At 73.3% G+C, this 17,000-nt stretch carries 12 protein-coding genes; 6 read left to right on the forward strand and 6 right to left on the reverse strand.

The genetic code is table 11. The annotated features are described in order from the left end of the window. Nucleotides 1-19: 19 nt before the first annotated feature. From BJ999_RS39530 to BJ999_RS39545, 4 genes are all read left to right on the forward strand, one after another. Entirely contained in the window at nucleotides 20-1,186 is a 1,167-nt protein-coding gene (locus BJ999_RS39530) for a C40 family peptidase (protein ID WP_179837954.1), read from the forward strand. Continuing rightward, a complete protein-coding gene (locus tag BJ999_RS39535) occupies nucleotides 1,183-1,788 on the forward strand; it encodes a hypothetical protein (protein WP_218935435.1) in 606 nt (201 codons plus the stop codon). The genes BJ999_RS39530 and BJ999_RS39535 overlap by 4 nt, the downstream gene beginning before the upstream one ends. A 141-nt stretch (nucleotides 1,789-1,929) precedes the next feature. Continuing rightward, a complete protein-coding gene (locus BJ999_RS39540; RefSeq protein WP_179837956.1) occupies nucleotides 1,930-3,747 on the forward strand; it encodes a type IV secretory system conjugative DNA transfer family protein in 1,818 nt (605 codons plus the stop codon). 223 nt (nucleotides 3,748-3,970) lie between these two features. Then, the gene (locus tag BJ999_RS39545) at nucleotides 3,971-6,334 is read left to right on the forward strand and encodes a protein kinase domain-containing protein (RefSeq protein ID WP_179837957.1); all 2,364 of its coding nucleotides are present in this window, start codon (nucleotides 3,971-3,973) and stop codon (nucleotides 6,332-6,334) included. Here the strand turns inward: BJ999_RS39545 and BJ999_RS39550 are convergent. From BJ999_RS39550 to BJ999_RS39565, 4 genes are read right to left on the reverse strand one after another with little or no spacing between them, the layout of a single operon-like run. Further along, complete coding sequence (locus BJ999_RS39550) at nucleotides 6,310-8,535, reverse strand: transglutaminase TgpA family protein (protein ID WP_179837958.1); 2,226 nt, start codon at nucleotides 8,533-8,535, stop codon at nucleotides 6,310-6,312. The genes BJ999_RS39545 and BJ999_RS39550 overlap by 25 nt on opposite strands. Beyond that, a complete protein-coding gene (locus BJ999_RS39555) occupies nucleotides 8,520-9,662 on the reverse strand; it encodes a DUF58 domain-containing protein (RefSeq protein WP_179837959.1) in 1,143 nt (380 codons plus the stop codon). Before BJ999_RS39555 ends, BJ999_RS39550 begins: the two co-directional genes overlap by 16 nt. A 3-nt stretch (nucleotides 9,663-9,665) precedes the next feature. Beyond that, nucleotides 9,666-10,652, reverse strand: a complete 987-nt coding sequence (locus BJ999_RS39560; RefSeq protein WP_229810022.1) for an AAA family ATPase — start codon at nucleotides 10,650-10,652, stop codon at nucleotides 9,666-9,668. A gap of 12 nt (nucleotides 10,653-10,664) precedes the next feature. Then, nucleotides 10,665-12,572, reverse strand: coding sequence for an NHL repeat-containing protein (locus BJ999_RS39565; RefSeq protein WP_179837960.1), 1,908 nt, complete (start codon nucleotides 12,570-12,572; stop codon nucleotides 10,665-10,667). A 341-nt stretch (nucleotides 12,573-12,913) separates the two neighbouring features. Between BJ999_RS39565 and BJ999_RS39570 the strand changes: the two genes are divergently transcribed. Continuing rightward, entirely contained in the window at nucleotides 12,914-13,342 is a 429-nt protein-coding gene (locus BJ999_RS39570; protein WP_179837961.1) for a peptidase inhibitor family I36 protein, read from the forward strand. Nucleotides 13,343-13,367: 25 nt separating this feature from the next. Here BJ999_RS39570 and BJ999_RS39575 read toward each other — a convergent pair whose 3' ends face one another. Continuing rightward, entirely contained in the window at nucleotides 13,368-14,813 is a 1,446-nt protein-coding gene (locus BJ999_RS39575) for an MFS transporter (RefSeq protein WP_179837962.1), read from the reverse strand. Between the two features lie 218 nt (nucleotides 14,814-15,031). On the opposite strand from BJ999_RS39575, the gene BJ999_RS39580 reads away from it, so the two are divergent. Further along, nucleotides 15,032-15,955 (forward strand): LysR family transcriptional regulator, encoded by a 924-nt coding sequence (locus BJ999_RS39580; RefSeq protein WP_179837963.1) that lies wholly within the window; start codon nucleotides 15,032-15,034, stop codon nucleotides 15,953-15,955. Nucleotides 15,956-16,046: 91 nt separating this feature from the next. On the opposite strand, the gene BJ999_RS39585 is transcribed toward BJ999_RS39580, so the two are convergent. Continuing rightward, nucleotides 16,047-16,997, reverse strand: coding sequence for an AsnC family transcriptional regulator (locus BJ999_RS39585; protein ID WP_179837964.1), 951 nt, complete (start codon nucleotides 16,995-16,997; stop codon nucleotides 16,047-16,049). Nucleotides 16,998-17,000: the final 3 nt, after the last annotated feature.

Raw genomic sequence — 17,000 nt, forward strand, 5'->3', positions numbered from 1 at the left:
GTTCCGGAAATGATCTCCGATGGTGACTTTCGGCTTGGGGAAGTTCATCCTCAGGACAGGCTGCCTCGGGGTGGTCGCCATTCTGGTGCTCATGGTCGCGGTGATGTTCATAGCGATCCAGAACGTGGCCTCGCTCGGCATCACCAATGTGTGCGGACCGGCGAACCCCGACGGCCCCGAACTCCTGAGTCCGGCGCCCAAGCCGAGCCCGGGGACCGGGGGGCCGACCGTGGCCCCGGCGGCCTACGAACGTGGCCCGGACGGAGGGCCGCTCGGTTCCGGAGCCGTGCAGAACGTCGCCGCGGCGGCCAAGGCACCCGCGAACAGCATCCCCGAGAACTACGTCAAGCTCTACAAAGCCGCAGGACCGAAGTACGACATCCCCTGGTACGTGCTCGCCGGAATCGGAAAGGTGGAGACCGACCACGGCCGTTCCACTCTGCCGGGGGTCCACTCCGGGGCGAACTACGCCGGTGCGGGCGGTCCGATGCAGTTTCTGCAGAGCACCTTCAACGCCTACGCGGTCGACGGGGACAAGAACGGTCAGAAGGACCGCTACAACCCGGCAGACGCGATCTTCAGTGCCGCCAACTACCTGCACGCCAGCGGCGCACCGGCCCAGACCAGGAAGGCGATCTACGCCTACAACCACTCCTGGGATTATGTGAACCTCGTGCTGTCGTGGGCCGAACGCTATGCGGGCGGCAAATTCGCCCTCGGCGGGGCCAACAATGCCGGAATGTCCTGCGCCTCGTTCGGCGGCGGCGCCCCGTCGGCGCTCGGCCAGAGCATCATCTCTCACGCCAAGCGCTGGTTGAAGACCCCCTATGTCTGGGGCGGCGGCAATATCAACGGCCCCACGGGCGGCGGTTTCGACTGCTCGGGCCTGACCTTGTACGCGGTGTACCAGGCGACCGGCGGGAAGATCCAACTGGCGCACTACACCGGAGACCAGCTCAGGGACTCCCGCGGCACCAAGGTGAGCCGCTCGAACCTCCAACCCGGTGATCTGGTCTTCTTCACCAAGCCTGGCGATGCCGACCCGCATCACGTCGGTATCTACGTCGGCGGGAACCAGATGCTCCATGCGCCGTACACGGGCACCGTCGTCAAGATCGGTCCTATGGACGAGAAGGAATTCAGCGGCGGCGTCCGATTCACCGCACCGAAGACGGTGAAGGCATGATGCCGAATTCTCGTCATGAACGACCGTCCGGGCGCCGCGGCCGGCCCGCCGTTCTGGCCGTCACCGCGCTGCTGCTCGCCTCGGGCTGCGGGCTGCCGCATCGGGAGAAGGCGGAGGGCGCCGCCACGTCCCCGCCCTCCGCCCTTCCTTCGACTCCTCCCGCCCCGACCGCGACTCCCCACGGCCTGCCCGACCCGAAGACCGTCGACCGGCACGACGCGACCGCGGTGTCGCGAGCCGCCGTCCAGGTGATGTGGACCGTCGACGCGGCGATCGACCGCGGCCAGGGCGACGCCTACCGGCGGGCCCGGCCCTACCTGACCCCCGAGTACGCCGCGCGGACGGACGCCCAACCGCTCGGAGCGGTGCCCTCGGTCTGGCGCGACCACCGCGCCTACGCCCGAGTCCGCTTGAGGCCCCAGACGCCCGAAGACGGGGCGCCCCCCGACAACGCCCGGACCTCCCACCGGCAATGGGAGGTCACCGTCACCCCTACCGGCCGGGACGGCTGGAAGGGAACGCCCACCCAAGCGATCGCCTTCGTCACCCTGACCCGCGACGCCGGGGACGCCTGGCAGGTCTCGGGGGTCACCACGGCATGACCCACGGCATGACCCACGGGCGATCCCCGCAGCACCGGCGCCCGCCACGGCCCCGGCCCGGAAGTGTCGGCCCCGCGCGCTCCACTTCCGCGACGTACGGCATATCCCGGCACACCGGGATATCACGATTGAGGAGGCTCTATGGCCGGTAACGACGATGACGACGTTTACGTGGTCTTCATAGGTATTGGCTTTGTGAGCGCGCTGCTGGGCGGGGTCAGCAGTTTCCTGACGTGGCTGGCGGGCCAGTTGTCCGGGGTCCTCTCGGGCGGCGGGTGGCCGGATTCCAGCCCGACAGACTGTTTGCGCATCACCTACAACCTCCTGCGCCATCCGAACGATCCGCGGAGTGCATGGCCGCCCGCGGCCGCCGCCGCCCTCGGGTCCGCCCCCATCTTCTTCGCCCTGCTGGCCGTGATGCTCCTGGCGACGGCCCTGGGCGCCTACATCCTTATCCGGCTTCTGCTGAACTGGCGGCGGCACCGGACGTTCCGCCGGCTGCGCCTGGGGTTCGCCTCCGGCTGGGAGGTCCGCAAGCTGCTGAGTGCCCGGACCGTCCAGAGCAAGGCGGCGCAGGTCCGGCCGTCCACGCAGAGCCTTCCCTCGCGCTCGGTGAAACCCGAGCAGGTCGGGTTCTACATCGGGAGGGACATCAGGTCCCGGCGGAAGCTGTACGCGTCTCTGGAGGACACCGCGATCGTCGTCGCGGCGCCACGGCAGGGAAAGGACGTGCATTTCGTCACGCCGTTCACCATCGACGCGCCCGGCCCCTGCATCGTCACGTCCAGCCGGCGGGAGACGTTCATCAACACCGCCATGGTGCGGGCGCAGTTCGGAGAGGTGTACGTCTTCGACCCGTACAACTGGACCGGCTGGCCGAACCGGATGCGCTGGTCGCCGCTGCAGGGATGCGAGGACCCGAACGTCTGCGCGGTCCGGTCGGGGACGCTCGTCCAGTCGAGCGGTTTCGACATCGGGCATGAGGGGGGCAGCACGCTCAGCGGCATCGTCACCATCATCCGCTGCCTGCTGCACGCCGGTGCCATCGGCAGGCTCAACTTCCGCGAGGTGATGCGCTGGATCTACGAGGCCAACGGCGAGGAGGCACTGGAGATCCTGCGCCAGGGCGAGCGCGAGGGGCGGACCGCCCCCGGATATCCGGGGGCGCTGGAGTTCAGCATGCGGAACGAGAGCCTGTGGTCCGGAGTGATCCAGGTCATGTCGTGCTTCTCGCAGCCCGAGGTGCTGGACGACTGCACGCCGGACCCCGGAGAGGAGTTCGACTTCAAGAAGTTCCTCCAGGGCCGGAACACCCTGTACTTCGTCTCCAAGAAGCAGAGCGACTGGGGAGGCATCGCCCCCATCGTCACGACCATCATCGAGCAGTACTTCCGTAGCGCGCGCGGCACGGCTATGAAGAATCCGACCGGTCGCCTCGACCCGCCGCTGACGATCGAGCTGAACCAGGTGGCCGACATCTGCCCCCTCGGCGGCCTGGCCACCTACATGGGCGAGTCCGGCGGCTACTCCATCAGCCTGCACGTCTACCTGACGTCGCTGGCGGAGGCTCGCAGAGTGTGGGGCTCGGACGGTGCGGCGTCCCTGTGGGACAACGCCACAGTCAAGATCATCTCGGGTGGTTCCGGCACGGCCAAGGACCTCTCCGACCTCTCCGACCTCGTGGGCAAGCACGACGGGAAGCAGATCCTCAGCCCCGAGGAGCTGCGGACCATGCCCTTCGGCCGTGCCGCCGTCGTCGCCGGCACCGCCCGTCCCGTCGAGATGTGGCTCACGCCCTGGTGGAAGCGCAAGGACCGGGACGCCATCGCGAGGGGCAAGGCGGCGGCGGAAGCGATGATCCACAAGATGCACGCCGGTCAGCAGGCCGGCATCGCCTCGACCCACGACGCGGCCGTTGCGGGCGACGATGACAGCGACGCATCGGCCATCGTCTGGTGACGGGGCGGATCGATCGGCGGATCGGGAGCGCGACCGGGTTGCGCAATGACGCCGCGCACGGACGTCTAGTAGGGATGGGCACTACACTCGACGGGTCAGCGAGGAGGGTCTCTGTGCCGACGTCCGACCATCTCGGACTGAACCTGGCCGCCGAGGATCGAGGCCGCGGGCACCCGCATCGGGTGGCCCGGTCGCGCCGGCTCGGCTAGGCGGGGCCGACGTGATGGTCACCCCACCGAACCTCATCGTTGCAGGGCACCCGGACCTCGCCCGGAGGCTGCGCGCCACCGGGCGTTTCCCGGCCGTGTTCGACGCCGCCTCCGCCAGCGGGCTCCGGGACCTGTCCAAGAGCGGCGAGGTCCGCGCCCCGGCGGCGTTCCTGTTCGCGCCGGACTTCGACGAGGACCTGCCCGAGGCCGGCGTCCCCTTCCTGGCCGACAGGCTGGCGGCGAGCGGCCACACCGTGATCGTCCACGGTTTCTTCACCGAGCGCGGCGACGTGTTCGCCCCGGCGGTGATCGCGACGGCCAAGCCGCTGACGCTGGCGGAGCTGCTGGAGCTGCTCGGCGCCGCCCAGCCCGAGCGGGCGTCGGCCCCCGCCGGGACGACGTTCACCTGGCCGTCCGACGGCCCCCCGCCCGAGCTGCGCGTCGCCGGGCCCCGCGCGGGCGACTCGTCGAGCCTGATACCCGGGTACGGCGGGCTGTCGATCGTCCATCGCGGCACGGGCTCGGTGACCTACCGCGCCGTGCACGAGGAGTCCGGCGCCGCGGTCGCCGTCAGGGTGCGGCTCGACGGTTCCGAGACCCCGGCGGAGGAACTGGCCGCCCTCGAACGCGCCTCCCGCAGCGATCACTTGGTGAGCGTGCTGGAGAGCGGCCGCGCCACCACCGGGCAGATGTACACGGCGTCGGAGTACTGCCCCGGCGGCGCTCACGCGCCGGAGCCCCTGCCGATCGGGGACGCGGTCGGCAGCGCGGTCTCGACGGGCCGGGCCCTGCAGGCGCTGCACGACGAGGGACTGGTCCACGGCGACGTCCGTCCCAGCCGGATCCTGCGCGGCGAAGCGGGACATCTGCTCACCGGTGCGGCCACCGCACGAGGGCTGGCCGCGCACGCCGCGCCGGGCGTCCTGGAGCCGGTCGCCCGGGAACGCATCGATCCCGGGTTCGCCGCTCCGGAAGCACTGCGGGGGCAGCCGCAGACCGTGCAGGCCGATGTGTACGGGCTCGCCGCCACCTTGTGGGGCCTGCTGGCCGGGCATGCCCCCTTCGCCGCCGACGGGGAACGTCCCTCGCACGACGCGGTGCCCCGGGTGCCGCGTGACGACGTGCCGGAATGGCTCGGGAACGCTCTCGAAAAGGCGCTGGCGAGCGAGCCCGCCGACCGTTACCCGACGGCGGCGGCGTTCACCGAGGCGCTGGAGGAAGGGCTCCGCGCCGTTCCCTCGCAGGACGCTCAGCTGGAAAGCGCGCCGTGGCCGCCGAGGGAGGAGGCGGCGCCGGAACCCGATCCGTCACCGGTGGCCGTCCCTGAGCAGCAGGCACCCTTCGCGGACGAGGAGGTGCACTTCGCGGAGCCGCAGGCCCCGGTCACCAGCCGGGAAGTGCCTGCCGCGGAGGCGCAGGCGCCTTTCGCGGATCAGCAGGCGCCGTTCATGGAGCAGCAGGCGCCGTTCGCGGATCAGCAAGCACCGTTCGTGGATCAGCAGGTGCACTTCGCGGAACCGCAGGCGCCCTTCACAGAACAGCCGCTGTCTTTCACGGAGCCGCAGCCGCCTTTCACGGAACCGCACCCGCCCTTCGCGAACCAGCAGCCGCCTTTCGCGGATCAGCGCACGTCCTACGCGCAGCCGTCCTACGTGCATCCGCACACGCCCTTCGCGGAATCGCAGGTCCCCTTCGCCGAGCCGCTCACGACCTTCGCGAACCAGCAGGTCCCCTTCACGGAACCGCAGGCGCCCTTCACAGAGCAGCCGGTGTCTTTCACGGAACAGCCGGTGCCGTTCCCGGAACAACCGGTGCCGTTCCCGGAACCGCAGCGGCCGTTCGCGCCGCAGCAGGCGGAGCCCGCGGGGTCGCGCCGTCGCGGGATCGCGCTGATGGCCCTGGTGGCGCTCGTTCTCGCCGCGGTCGTGTTCAGCGCGGTCTCCCTCCTGACGGGCTCAGGAACGGCCGAGCGGCGTCGTGCGGACCCGCCTCCGGTGCCCGTCCCGACCTCGCCGGGGCCCGCCCCCACCTCGCCCGCTCCCGACTCGGGCACGCAGGCGCCCACGTCCAGCCCGACGGCGGTGCGGCCGGAGAACAGGTACAGCCCGAGCCAGGTCCAGATCGTCGACAGCCGCGTCTCGATCGAGATCAGCTGGCGGGACGCCACCGGCGGCAAGGCCGCGTACTACGTGGTCGGCGGCCCGACAGGGCGCACGCCGTCCACCATGGCCAACGTGCCGGCGGGAACGGCGAAGGCCGTGATCCTCGCCCTGAACCCGAGCGTGGAGTACTGCCTGACGGTCGTCGCCGTGCTGGACGTCGACCGGGTCGCCTACGCCAAGCCCGTCTGCACTCACCGCGGCAGGCGGGCGGGCTGAGCCGCCCACAGCGGCGCGCGCGGGTCCCACCACCAGAGCAGCCGGCGCGGAAGCGGCCGGGAGCGGCGCAACGCGACGGTCACGGAACGGACTTCCGCGACCGTGAACGCGGCGTCCTCCGGGGTGACCGAGCCCCCGTAGCGGACGGCGTTCACCAGCCCGCCCACCCGGCGCAGCCGTTCGGGGTCGGTGCGCGGCAGCTCCCGCGCGAGCCGCCCCGCCATCTCGACCGGAGTGGCGGACGCGGGAACGGGCAGGCCCGCGACGCGCGTCGCCACCAGCAGCTCGGTCCAGGCCGCCCGGATCCGGTCGGGCGCGGCGCCCCGGTGCAGCCGGCGGAACCGGATCGCGCCCAGCATCGGGGTGCCGAGCAGGAAGGCCAGCAGGGCCAGCGCCGGGAGAACGAACAGGCTCTCCGCGCGCGAACCCGGACCCGTGCGCCCGCCGCCGCCCGCACCGCCCTGGTCACCGAGCCCTTGGGCGTCGGGACCGTCGGGCTGGTCGCCGCCTTCCTCGACCTGCTTCCCGGAACCGGTCTGGGGGGTCGCCTGCGAACGCTCCCGCGGGTTCGGGTCGTAGGGCACCCAGCCCAGGTCCCGGAAGTAGATCTCGCCCCAGGCCACCGCGTCGCCGGTACGGACCACGCGGTCGCGGCCGCCGCTTCCCGGCCCGAAGCCGACCGCCACCCGGCTCGGCAGCCCGGCGGCCCGCGCCAGCACCGCGAACGCGCTGGCGAACTGCTCCGACGTCGCGCCTCCGCCCCGGCGGCCCGGAGTGACCAGCAGTTTCGTGAGTTCGGCGTAGCCGTGACCGCCCGGGGCGCCCGGCTTGAAGGTGTAGGAGGCGCGCAGGTACGCGGCGAGGCGGGAGGCGCGCTGGTGCGCGGTGCCGTCCCCGGCGGCACTGCGGGCGATCTCCTCCAGCTTCGGCGGAGCACCGGGCGGCAACCGGAGGTAGCGCTGGTATCCCTCGCCGGAGGCGATCGTGGCTTCGGCCGTCTGCGATCCGCTCCACTCCGGGACGTCGCCCGTCACGGAGTACTTCCGCCCGGCCACCGGGCCGTCCGAGGACAGGAGACTGCCGGAGTCCTCGTCCTGCTGGACCGCGAGGCCGTCCACCCGGGACGGGACACCGGGAACCGGCACCCAGCCGCCGGGCAACGTGCCGACCGACACGCGCATCCTGGTCCGCACCGTCTTCGGCGGCATGTCGACGGGAGGCAGCAGGCTCGCCCCGCTGGGAAGGTAGGTGTTGTCGGGCAGCCAGCTCGGCCCGGTGAACTCGGAGAGCACGGCCCACCGCAGTTCCGTCCTCGGTCCCGACACGCTCAGCAACGGCACATCGGGATCGGCGGACCACGCCGACAGGTAGGACAGGGGGTTGCGTTCTTCGGCCGGCGCCGCGGGGGGCCCGGCGGCCCGGCGGGGGTCGGCCGCCTTGACCGGCCAGTCCTCCAGCACGCCGGACCCGCCGACCACGGCGACGGCGCCGGGCAGGGCCGCCGCGCAGGCCACCGCCGCCACCGCCGCGCCGATGCGCGGGCGCGGCCGTCGCCGTGCGGGCGTGGACCCCGCGTCCGCCGGGTCCCCCACGCGCACGGTGAACCCGGCGCTCGCGGTGTCCGGGCGGACCTGCGGCGCGGCGGCGAGCAGCACGGCGCCGCCCGCGGCGACCAGGGCGGCCGCCCAGTAGCCGGGCCCGGCCGCCTGCGGGTTGAGCGCCGTGGCCCCGCACAGGAGCAGCGCACCCGGCAGCAGCGCCGGCAGGACGCGGCCCTCGCGGCACAGCACCGTCGCGATCGCCGCGGCCAGCCAGACCGCCGCCACCGGGAAGGCCAGCAGGTCCACGGTCACGGGAGCCCGCGGCGAGGTCGTCAGGATGCGGGCGCCCGAGTGCAGCACCGCGTCCACGGCGGCCGGCACGGGGCCCTTGACCGGCCCGGGAGCCCAGGAGGCGAGGGCGACCAGCCAGACCGCGGCCACGGGCAGCCCCGCCGAGATCGCGGCGGGTCCGAGCCCGCGCAGCATCCGGTACGCCACCGACGTCACCGCGACGGCGAGGGCCGCGGTGAGCGCCAGCACGGTGAACGCGGGAAGGGGCCGGTCGTACCCGACCGCCAGCAGCGGCGCCGACGCGACGGCCGCCAGCGCGACGGCGGCGGACGACAGCGCGGTCCGGACCCGGGTCACTGCGCCCACCATCGGCTCTCGTTCCATCGCTCGGCGAAGCCGGCCGGATCGGCCGCGCGCAGGAGCCGGACCCCGGCGGGCGGCGCGAGGCCCCCGCCGCCGGTGTCCCCAGGGCCGATCAGGCCGACCAGCGAGACGGTGTGCCGCGCCGCGAGCGGCCGCATGGCCGCGGCGGTGTCCTCGTCCGCCGCGCTCGTGGACAGCAGCACGATCGCGCGTCCCGTCGGGGCGGAGCGCAGCCCCGCGCAGGCGGCCGGGAAGTCCGCGCCGGGCCGGGCCACCGCCTCGGCGAGCACGTCCAGGTGCGCGGTGACGCCCGCGGCGGCGGGAGAACGCGCGCCGCCGGCCAGCCGCAACTCGATCGGGACGTCCGGCCCGGACCGCACGATCGACGCCGCGGCCTCCACGAGGAGGTCCAGTTCGTCCGGACCGTACCGGTCGTCGACCAGCACGGTCATGCCCGTGCCGGCGGAGTCGGCGTGCTCGCGGACCATCAGGCGCCCGCGGCGCGCCGACGTCCGCCAGTGGATCTGGCGGACGTCGTCGCCGGGCGCGTGCTCGCGCAGCCCCGCGAAGGCCCCCTCGGACGCCCGGACCGACGCCGACGATGTGTCCCGGCCCCCGCCGCCGGCCGCGGGCACGGGGGCGAGGTGGTGGTGGCGCGGATGCACCAGCAGCCGCACCGGCACGTCGTCGGCCGCCCGGACGGCGCGTGCGAGCCCCAGCGGGTCGGTGCGGACCAGGCTGAGCGGCCCCGCCTCCACCACACCGCGCCGCTGGGGTGTCAGCTCATACCGGATCCTGGCGTGGGCCGGGCCCAGAGGCAGGACGACCGGCGCCCCGACCCCGGTGACGCGCTCGGCGACGGTGGCCCGCCCGGTGCCCTTCCGCGCCGTGACGTCCAGGACGACGGTCACGGGTTCTCCGGCGCGGACCCGCGGCGCCGTGATCCGGCGGCCGACCCGGGTGGGCGGGAGGCGGCCGGCGAGGGCCATGGCCAGCGCGACGACCGGGAAGGCGAGCGCCCCCAGCGCGCCCGGCGCCAGGTAACCCAGTCCGAGGCCCCCGCCGGACAGGACGGCTCCGGACACGAGCAGCGCCCAGCCACGGGCGGTGGGGCGGAGGGTGCCGCCGGCCACGGCCTAGCCGTTCCCCTGCGCGGCCGGGACGGGGACTTCGGCCAGGACGCCGTCCAGCAGCTCCGCGGTCTCCGCCGCGCCGGCGGCGCCCGAGAGCGGCACCAGCCGATGCGCCCAGACCGGCCCCGCCAGGGCCTTGACGTCGTCCGGGGTGACATACCCCCGGCCGTCGGCCAGCGCGTAGATCCGCGCCGTCCGGCACAGCGCGATGGAGCCCCGCAGGGAGACACCGGCCCGCAGGTGCGGATGCCGCCGGGTGCGCTGGGCCAGCCGCAGGACGTACTGGTGGACGGAATCGGCGACCGCGACCCGGTCGGCGGCCGCGCCGAGCCGCGCCATCTCCTCGCCGATCAGCACCGGGGCCAGGTCCTCGGGATCGGCCAAGGCCGAGCCGCGCAGCAGCGACAGCTCCGCCTCCTCCCCCGGGTATCCCAGCGACAGCCGCATCAGGAAGCGGTCGAGCTGCGCCTCGGGCAGCGGGAACGTCCCCTCCAGGTCGATGGGGTTCTGCGTCGCCACCACGAGGAACGGACGCGGCACCGGGTGCGCCTGCCCGTCCACGGTGATCTGGCCTTCCTGCATCACCTCGAGCAGCGCCGACTGCGTCTTCGGCGAGGTCCGGTTGACCTCGTCCACGATGACGACGTTGGCGAACACCGGGCCCGGATGGAACTCGAACTCGCGGCTCCGCTCATTGAAGATCGTCACTCCGGTGACGTCGGACGGCAGCAGGTCGGGGGTGCACTGCACGCGGCCGATCTTCCCGCCGGTCACCGCCGCCAGGGCGCGCGCCATGGTCGTCTTGCCCATGCCGGGCAGGTCCTCCAGCAGGACGTGCCCGCCCGCGGCGAACGCGGTGAGGATCAGGCGCACCGTGGCGGGGTCGCAGCGTGCCGCCGACTGGATGCCGGAGGCCATCCGCTCGAAGGCGGCGGCGGCCAGCAGCGCCTCCTCGTCAGGCAGCGCGGACGTCGCGGTCGTGGTGCTCACTCATTACCCTTCTTAGCCGCAGTTGGCCCAGCCGGCCGAGGCGCTGGCGCCGGACGCGCCGCCCGAGTACCGGACGCAGTCGCCCGGCGCCTGGACGAAGACCGGTCCGGCGTAGTACTTGAACGTGCCGTTGTCGGAGGCGACCTTGCCGCCCGTCTGGCTCTGGAGGCGGACCCAGACGTTGGTGCCCTTGCCGATGTCCGCGGTCTTCATCGTGACCGCGCAGTTCTTCTTGGTGGTGGCGCTGTAGAGCTGGTAGATCCGCCCGCCCGTGAACGACGACGACCGCTGGACCTTGTAGTTGCCGCCCGCGGTCGCGTTGCAGACCTGCGCCGGTGTGTACGGGTTGCTGGTCTGAGTGGGCTTCGGCTTGGTCGGGGTGGGCTTGGGCGTGGTCGGCTTCGGCGTGGTCGGCCTGGGCGTGGTCGGCCTGGGCGTCGTCGGCCTAGGCGTGGAGGGCCTGGGCGTCGTCGGCCTGGGCGTGGTCGGCCTGGGCGTCGTCGGCCGGCTCGTGGGCGACGTGGTCCTGGTGGGCGACTTCGTCGTGGGGGCCGTCGTGGGCGTCCGTGAGGGCAGCCGAGGCGACGGGGTGCGCGAGCCGGGCGTCGCCGGAGGCCGAGGCGCTTCCGTACGGCCGGCCGGAGGGGGCGTTCCGGGTCTGCTGGACGGTGGCGTCTCGGGGGTCTTGGGAGAGGGCCTCGGGTCGAGCGGGTACGGGAAGACCGGATCGCCGGGCGGTGCCGGTACCGGAGGCGGGCTGCTCGCCCCGCCGCCCGGCTTGTCCGGGCGCTCTCCGCCCCGCCCCGGCCCGCCCGGGTACTTGCCGACCTTGCGGGCCACTCCGTCACCGCCGACGACCAGGGCGTCCGTGCTGCCCGGCGCGTTGACGAACAGGTTGCCCTCGCGGACCTGGAGCTCCATGTCTCCGCGCCCCGCCGGCATGGTCAGCATGCCGGTCTGCCGCCCCGCCGGCTCGAAGACCCGGACCTGCCCGGTCTCCCGCACGGGCAGGTACACCTTGCCGGCGAACGGCACGGCGGGCTCCTGGACGGGATCGGTCAGGGGGAACGACCGGACCGGGCCGCCCTTGCGCACGTCGCCCAGCGTGACCACCGAGCCCGCGCCGGGGACCGTGACCGCGGCCAGCGCGCCGTGGGTGCGCGCCGGCACCATCGCGCCGGCGAGCGACACCGGGGCCGTGACCCGGCGGGTCTCCCCGCCCGCCGCGACCACCAGCTCGCGCCCGCCGCGGTCGACCACGAGCGCGCCCTCGTCCAGCACGGTCATCGTCAGATCGTGGTCGGGCGGGGCGGCCTCGGCCGTACGGACGACGGTGGGGCCCTGGGCGGTGACCTTCACGGCGATGACGGTGCCCTGCCGGGGCACGGCCACCCAGAGCTGGCCGGCGTCGTCGAACTCGCCGCCGACCAGCGGTCCGGGCAGTTGCAGGACCGGGCCCACGGGGCGCAGCGTGGCCGGATCCAGCGCGCGCACCGCGCCGGACGTGCGCTCGACCAGCGCGGCCCCGTCGGAGCCCATCGCCAGGTGCGGATCACCTCGGGTGCCGATGTCCAGCCGTCCCGAGAAGCCCAGGCCGTTCAGGTCTAGCGACGACACGCGACCGGTGTCCAGGTCGTGGATGAGCAGGAACTTGTCGTTCTGGGTGACCTGCACCCGGTGGCCGCGGGCGTCCCTCACCTCGCGGCGCTGCTCCACCCGTCCGCTGTCGGGGTTGACCCGGTCCACCTCGCCCGCCGTCCGGCTCCACAGCCAGGCGCTGCCGTCGGTGGCCGCGACGGCGAGACCGACCCGCCCCCCGCCGAGCAGCGTGGCCAGCAGCAAGACGGTGACCAGCGCGGCCGCGGCCCACCAGCCGCCTCGCGCGCGAACCATCTCGGCGCCCTTCTTCCGCGACTTCACGGCCGCTCCTTCATCCCATGGCCTCGCGGTGCGGGCTCGCCCCGCTCATGTCGACGGCCATCAGGGCAGGTCTTCTTCCCAGGTCAACGATGCTTGTCGAACCGGCCGGCGGACGGCCGGGTCTCGACGGCGTCGGCGATGCCGCCGAACAGGGCACCGCGGCACCACGCTACAGATCACCGTCCGGAGTCCGGGCGATCTTGCAACCACCGGACCCCGTCGCGCGGAGGAGGCGGACGCGTTCAGCGGCTGGAAGCCCCAGCGCGGGCGGGGTTACACTGCGAACCGACTACGGAAAGTAATCAACTCGATACGAAGAGAGCATGGGAGGCAGATCGCAGATGCCGTCGATCCGAACGACCCCGGCCGTCCTGGTCCTGGCCGCCGGGACCGCGCTCGTCCAGGCCCCGTCCATCGCCTCGGCGAGCACGCCCAGCGCCCCGAACACCGCGTCGCCGGCGGCCCTTCGCTCCTGGGCCGACTGCCCCCAGGGCCGGATGTGCATCTGGCGCCTCCCCAACGCCCACGGCTCGCGGGGCTCCTATGCCAAGGTCGCGCGCGACCTCAGTGAGCTCGGCGGCGGCCTCAACGACCACGCCCTGTCCTTCTGGAACCGCACCGGCAAGACCTGGTGCATGTACTCCGACGCCCGTTTCAAGGGCGAAGGCCGCAAGTACCCCCGCGAACCGCTGGCGGGCGCCAAGGGCAACACCGGCCAGTTCGGCTACAAGGTCAGCTCGCTCCGGCCCGCCTTCCTCGGCCGCTGCTGACAGGCGCTGCTCGTCCCGCCCAGAGCTAGCAGTTAGAGGGCGGTTCCACCATCGGTGTGGTGAGAGCGCAGTGCCGATGGCGGGCCGACCGGGCGGGCGCGTCGGGGCGGCCGATCCCGTACCAGGACGCGGCGGCGCCGAGGAGGAAGAGCCCGGCGCACGCGACCATGCCCACGGTGAACCCGTGGCCGAGGGCCCGCGGACTGTGGGTGGCGTCCTCGGGCAGGTTCGCCAGCAGCGGCAGCGCGGCGATGACCAGGAGGCCCGCGGCGCGGGCGACCGCGTTGTTGACCGCGCTGGCGATGCCGGCGCGGCTGTCGGGGACGGCGGACAGCACCGCGATGCTGACGGGAGTGGTGATCGCCGAGATGCCCAGGCCGGCGGCGACGACGGCCGGCAGGACGTCGGGCAGGTAGGAGGCGTCCGGGCCGATGCGCACCGCCAGCAACGCCGCTGCCGTGCAGACGACCGCGCCGACGGTGAGCGGCGCCCGCGGGCCGAAACGGGTGACGAGGGTGCCCGCGTGGGGTGACAGCACGAGCACGACGACGGTGATCGGCAGCAACGCCAGCCCGGCGGCGAGCGGGGAGTAGCCGCTGGTGATCTGCAGTTGGATCGGCACGAGGAAGAACATCCCGGCCACCGCGCCGTAGATGCAGAACGAAGCCGCGTTCGCCGCGCCGAACCGCCGGTGCGACAACAGGGCCGGCGGCAGCATCGGCGCCTCGGCGCGCCGCTCGACCAGCACGAAAGCGATCATTGCGAGAACGCCGAGCACGGCGGCGGCCTCGGGAAGGAGCCCGCCGCCCGAGGTGTCGGTGAGGCCGTAGGTGACGCCGGCGAGGCCGATCGCCGCCAGCGCGGCACCGGCCACGTCCAGACGGCCGCGCACCGCCCCCTCGTCTCGCGTCTCGGGTACGTGGCGGCTCACGGCCGCCGCCACCGCGACGGCGACCGGGACGTTGATCCAGAACACCCACCGCCAGCCCGCCGCATCGACCACGGCGCCGCCGAGCAGCGGCCCGGCCGCCCCGGCCATCCCGCTCATGCCCGACCACGCGCCGACCGCCCGCGCCCGGTCATCGCGGTGGAAGGCCGCCTGGACGAGTGCCAGCGACCCGGGAACGAGCAGCGCACCGCCGACGCCCTGCAGCGCCCGCGCGGCGATCAGCCAGCCGATGGCCGGGGCCAGCCCGCCCAGCAGCGAGGCGAGCGCGAACAGACCGAGGCCGGCCAGGTAGGCCCGCCGCCGCCCGTAGCGGTCCCCGAGCGCGCCGCCGAAGAGGACCAGACCGGCCAACGCCAGCGCGAACGCGTTCACCGTCCACTGCATGCCGGCCATGCCGGTGCCCAGGTCGCGCGCGATCGCGGGCAGCGCGACATTGAGCACCGTCGTCTCCAGCAGCACCAGCCCCGCCCCGAGCGCGGTCGCCGCGATCGCCCACCGGCCGGAAGGCTGCGACAGCCGCAACTCACCCCCGATATCGATCGTTCTCCCACCCGTCATATCCGATGTGCCGGTGGCCGTCATCCGGATCCCTTCGGGCCGCGCCGGCCATCGACTCGTCCGCGCCGGCATGGGGTTTCCACGAGCGTGATCGATGGCGGGTTCGACCATCAACACCGATATATGCAACGATCGATGTCGTCACCGCATGGATCGTGGCCGACTCTGCCCGGAGGCATCGATTGACGGACCTGCGGCAGATAGAAGTGTTCTTGGCGCTGGCCGAGGAGCTGCATTTCGGCCATACCGCCGACCGGCTCCATCTCACCCAGCCGCAGGTGAGCCGGGCCGTCGCCGCCCTGGAAAGCCATCTGGGCGGCCGATTGTTCGAACGCACCAGCCGCCAGGTCCGCCTCACGCCTTTGGGCCGCCGATTTCGCCATGAGGCCGAGCCCGCTTACCGTCTTCTGACGGAGGCCCTGCAGAATGCTCGCGCCCGAGCCCGTGACACGGCGCAGCCGCTCCGCATTGGTTTCTTTCTCTCCGTTGGCGGGGAGCCGCTCAGCCGCCTGGTCCGCGCGCATGAGGCCCGCCACCCCGGAATCCAGATATCCCTGACGAACGTCCCGTACGTCGATCCCTACGAACCGCTCCGCCGCGACGAGGTCGACGTCCTGATCTCCTATCTCATCGTCGACCCCGTCGAAGAACCCGACCTGACCACGGGCCCGGCGATCCATCACACCGCCCGGGTCCTGGTCGTCGCGGCCGGCGACCCACTGGCGGGCAGGCCGTCGCTGTCGATCGAAGACCTCGCGGGCCGCAGGACCGTGGCACGACCGCCCCGGCTCCCCCGCGCTCTCTTCGACCACTTCGTGCCGCCCGCGACCCCCTTGGGCGAACCGATCCACCGCACCTACGACCTCGGTGAAGGCGACGCCTACGGCGCGGCGGTGGCCGCGGTCGCGCGCGGCCACATCGTCCACCTGAGCGCCGACATCTTCACCCCCCTCCTGGCCCACCGCCACGACCTCGACCTCATCGCCATCCGCGATCTGCCCGATATCCCGATCGGCCTCATCTGGGTCACCGCCCGCCAGAACGCCGCCATCAGCGCCCTCGCCGACACCGCCGCGAGCCTCTCCACGGCCACTCCGCGCGACTGATCCGGAAGGGCCGCGCGGGGACGCGCGCCGTGACGACACATCAGGGGTTTTCGAGTCCCGGGGCGCCCGGGTTCCCCCGGCGCAGGGGGCCTCAGATGGGCGGGGCGACGCGTTTGACGTAAGAGGTGATCGGAGCGGTTTCCACGCGTTCGACGCCGTCCAGAGATCCGATCCGGTCACTGAGGTAGGTGTACAGGGCGTCCTCGTCCCGGCAGACGGCGATGGCCAGGAGATTGTGCGGACCGGTGACCGCGCCGACGAAGGCCGCCTCAGGGTCGGCGGCCAGCGCTCGGGCGGTGTCGGCGAGCCGGGACGGAGTGACGGTCAGCCAGATCAGGCACTGGGCCGGGAAACCCAGCAGCACGGGGTCGACCTCGACATCGAAGCGGAGCGTGCCGGAGCGGCGCAGTTCCTCCAGCCGCCGGCGGACCGCCGACTCCGACCAGCCGACGTGGCCGGCCAGTCTCGGATAGGCGGCGCGGCCGTCGGCGGCCAGGACGGGGAGCAGCCGGCGGTCGAGATCGTTCAGGGCGATCGGGGTGGCGGCGCCGCCGGGCGGCGGACGGAGCGCGCAGACCTGCTCGCCGGTGAGCGCCGACGTCCGGCCGAGCCAGCGGTGCTCCATCAGGTGGCGCAGCAGCCGGTACGCCTCCACGCCGAGGATGCGCGGGTGGCGGGCCAGCCCCGCCAGCGGGGCTGCGCGTCCGGCGGGAGCACGGACGATGAAGGCGATCTCGGTTCCGCTCGACAGCACGGTCACCCAGGCGGTGTCGGAGCGCCGCGCCAGTTCCCGGGCCAGGCCGGCGGCGTCGGGGGGCGGCACGCGGAGCCGGACGAGCCACTCGGCGTGGCCGGCGCCGCGGCCGTCGACGACGGCCGTCACCCGGGCCGTGCCGGTGGCGCGCAGCCGTGCGAAACGGCGGGCGGCCGTGCGGTCGGAGACGCCGAGGACCTCGGCGATCCGGCTGAACGGGGCGCGCCCGTCGAGATGGAGCGCATGCAGCAACTGCAGGTCGAGCTGCCCGAGCGTGGCCGAATCCACCAG

The organism is Actinomadura citrea (genome assembly GCF_013409045.1).
Classification (GTDB): Bacteria; Actinomycetota; Actinomycetes; order Streptosporangiales; family Streptosporangiaceae; genus Spirillospora; species Spirillospora citrea.

Coding starts and splice junctions, on each gene's coding strand:
- BJ999_RS39530 (WP_179837954.1), top strand. CDS start 20: ATGGTGACTTTCGGCTTGGGGAAGTTCATCCTCAGGACAGGCTGCCTC.
- BJ999_RS39535 (WP_218935435.1), top strand. CDS start 1,183: ATGATGCCGAATTCTCGTCATGAACGACCGTCCGGGCGCCGCGGCCGG.
- BJ999_RS39540 (WP_179837956.1), top strand. CDS start 1,930: ATGGCCGGTAACGACGATGACGACGTTTACGTGGTCTTCATAGGTATT.
- BJ999_RS39545 (WP_179837957.1), top strand. CDS start 3,971: ATGGTCACCCCACCGAACCTCATCGTTGCAGGGCACCCGGACCTCGCC.
- BJ999_RS39550 (WP_179837958.1), bottom strand. CDS start 8,535: ATGGTGGGCGCAGTGACCCGGGTCCGGACCGCGCTGTCGTCCGCCGCC.
- BJ999_RS39570 (WP_179837961.1), top strand. CDS start 12,914: ATGCCGTCGATCCGAACGACCCCGGCCGTCCTGGTCCTGGCCGCCGGG.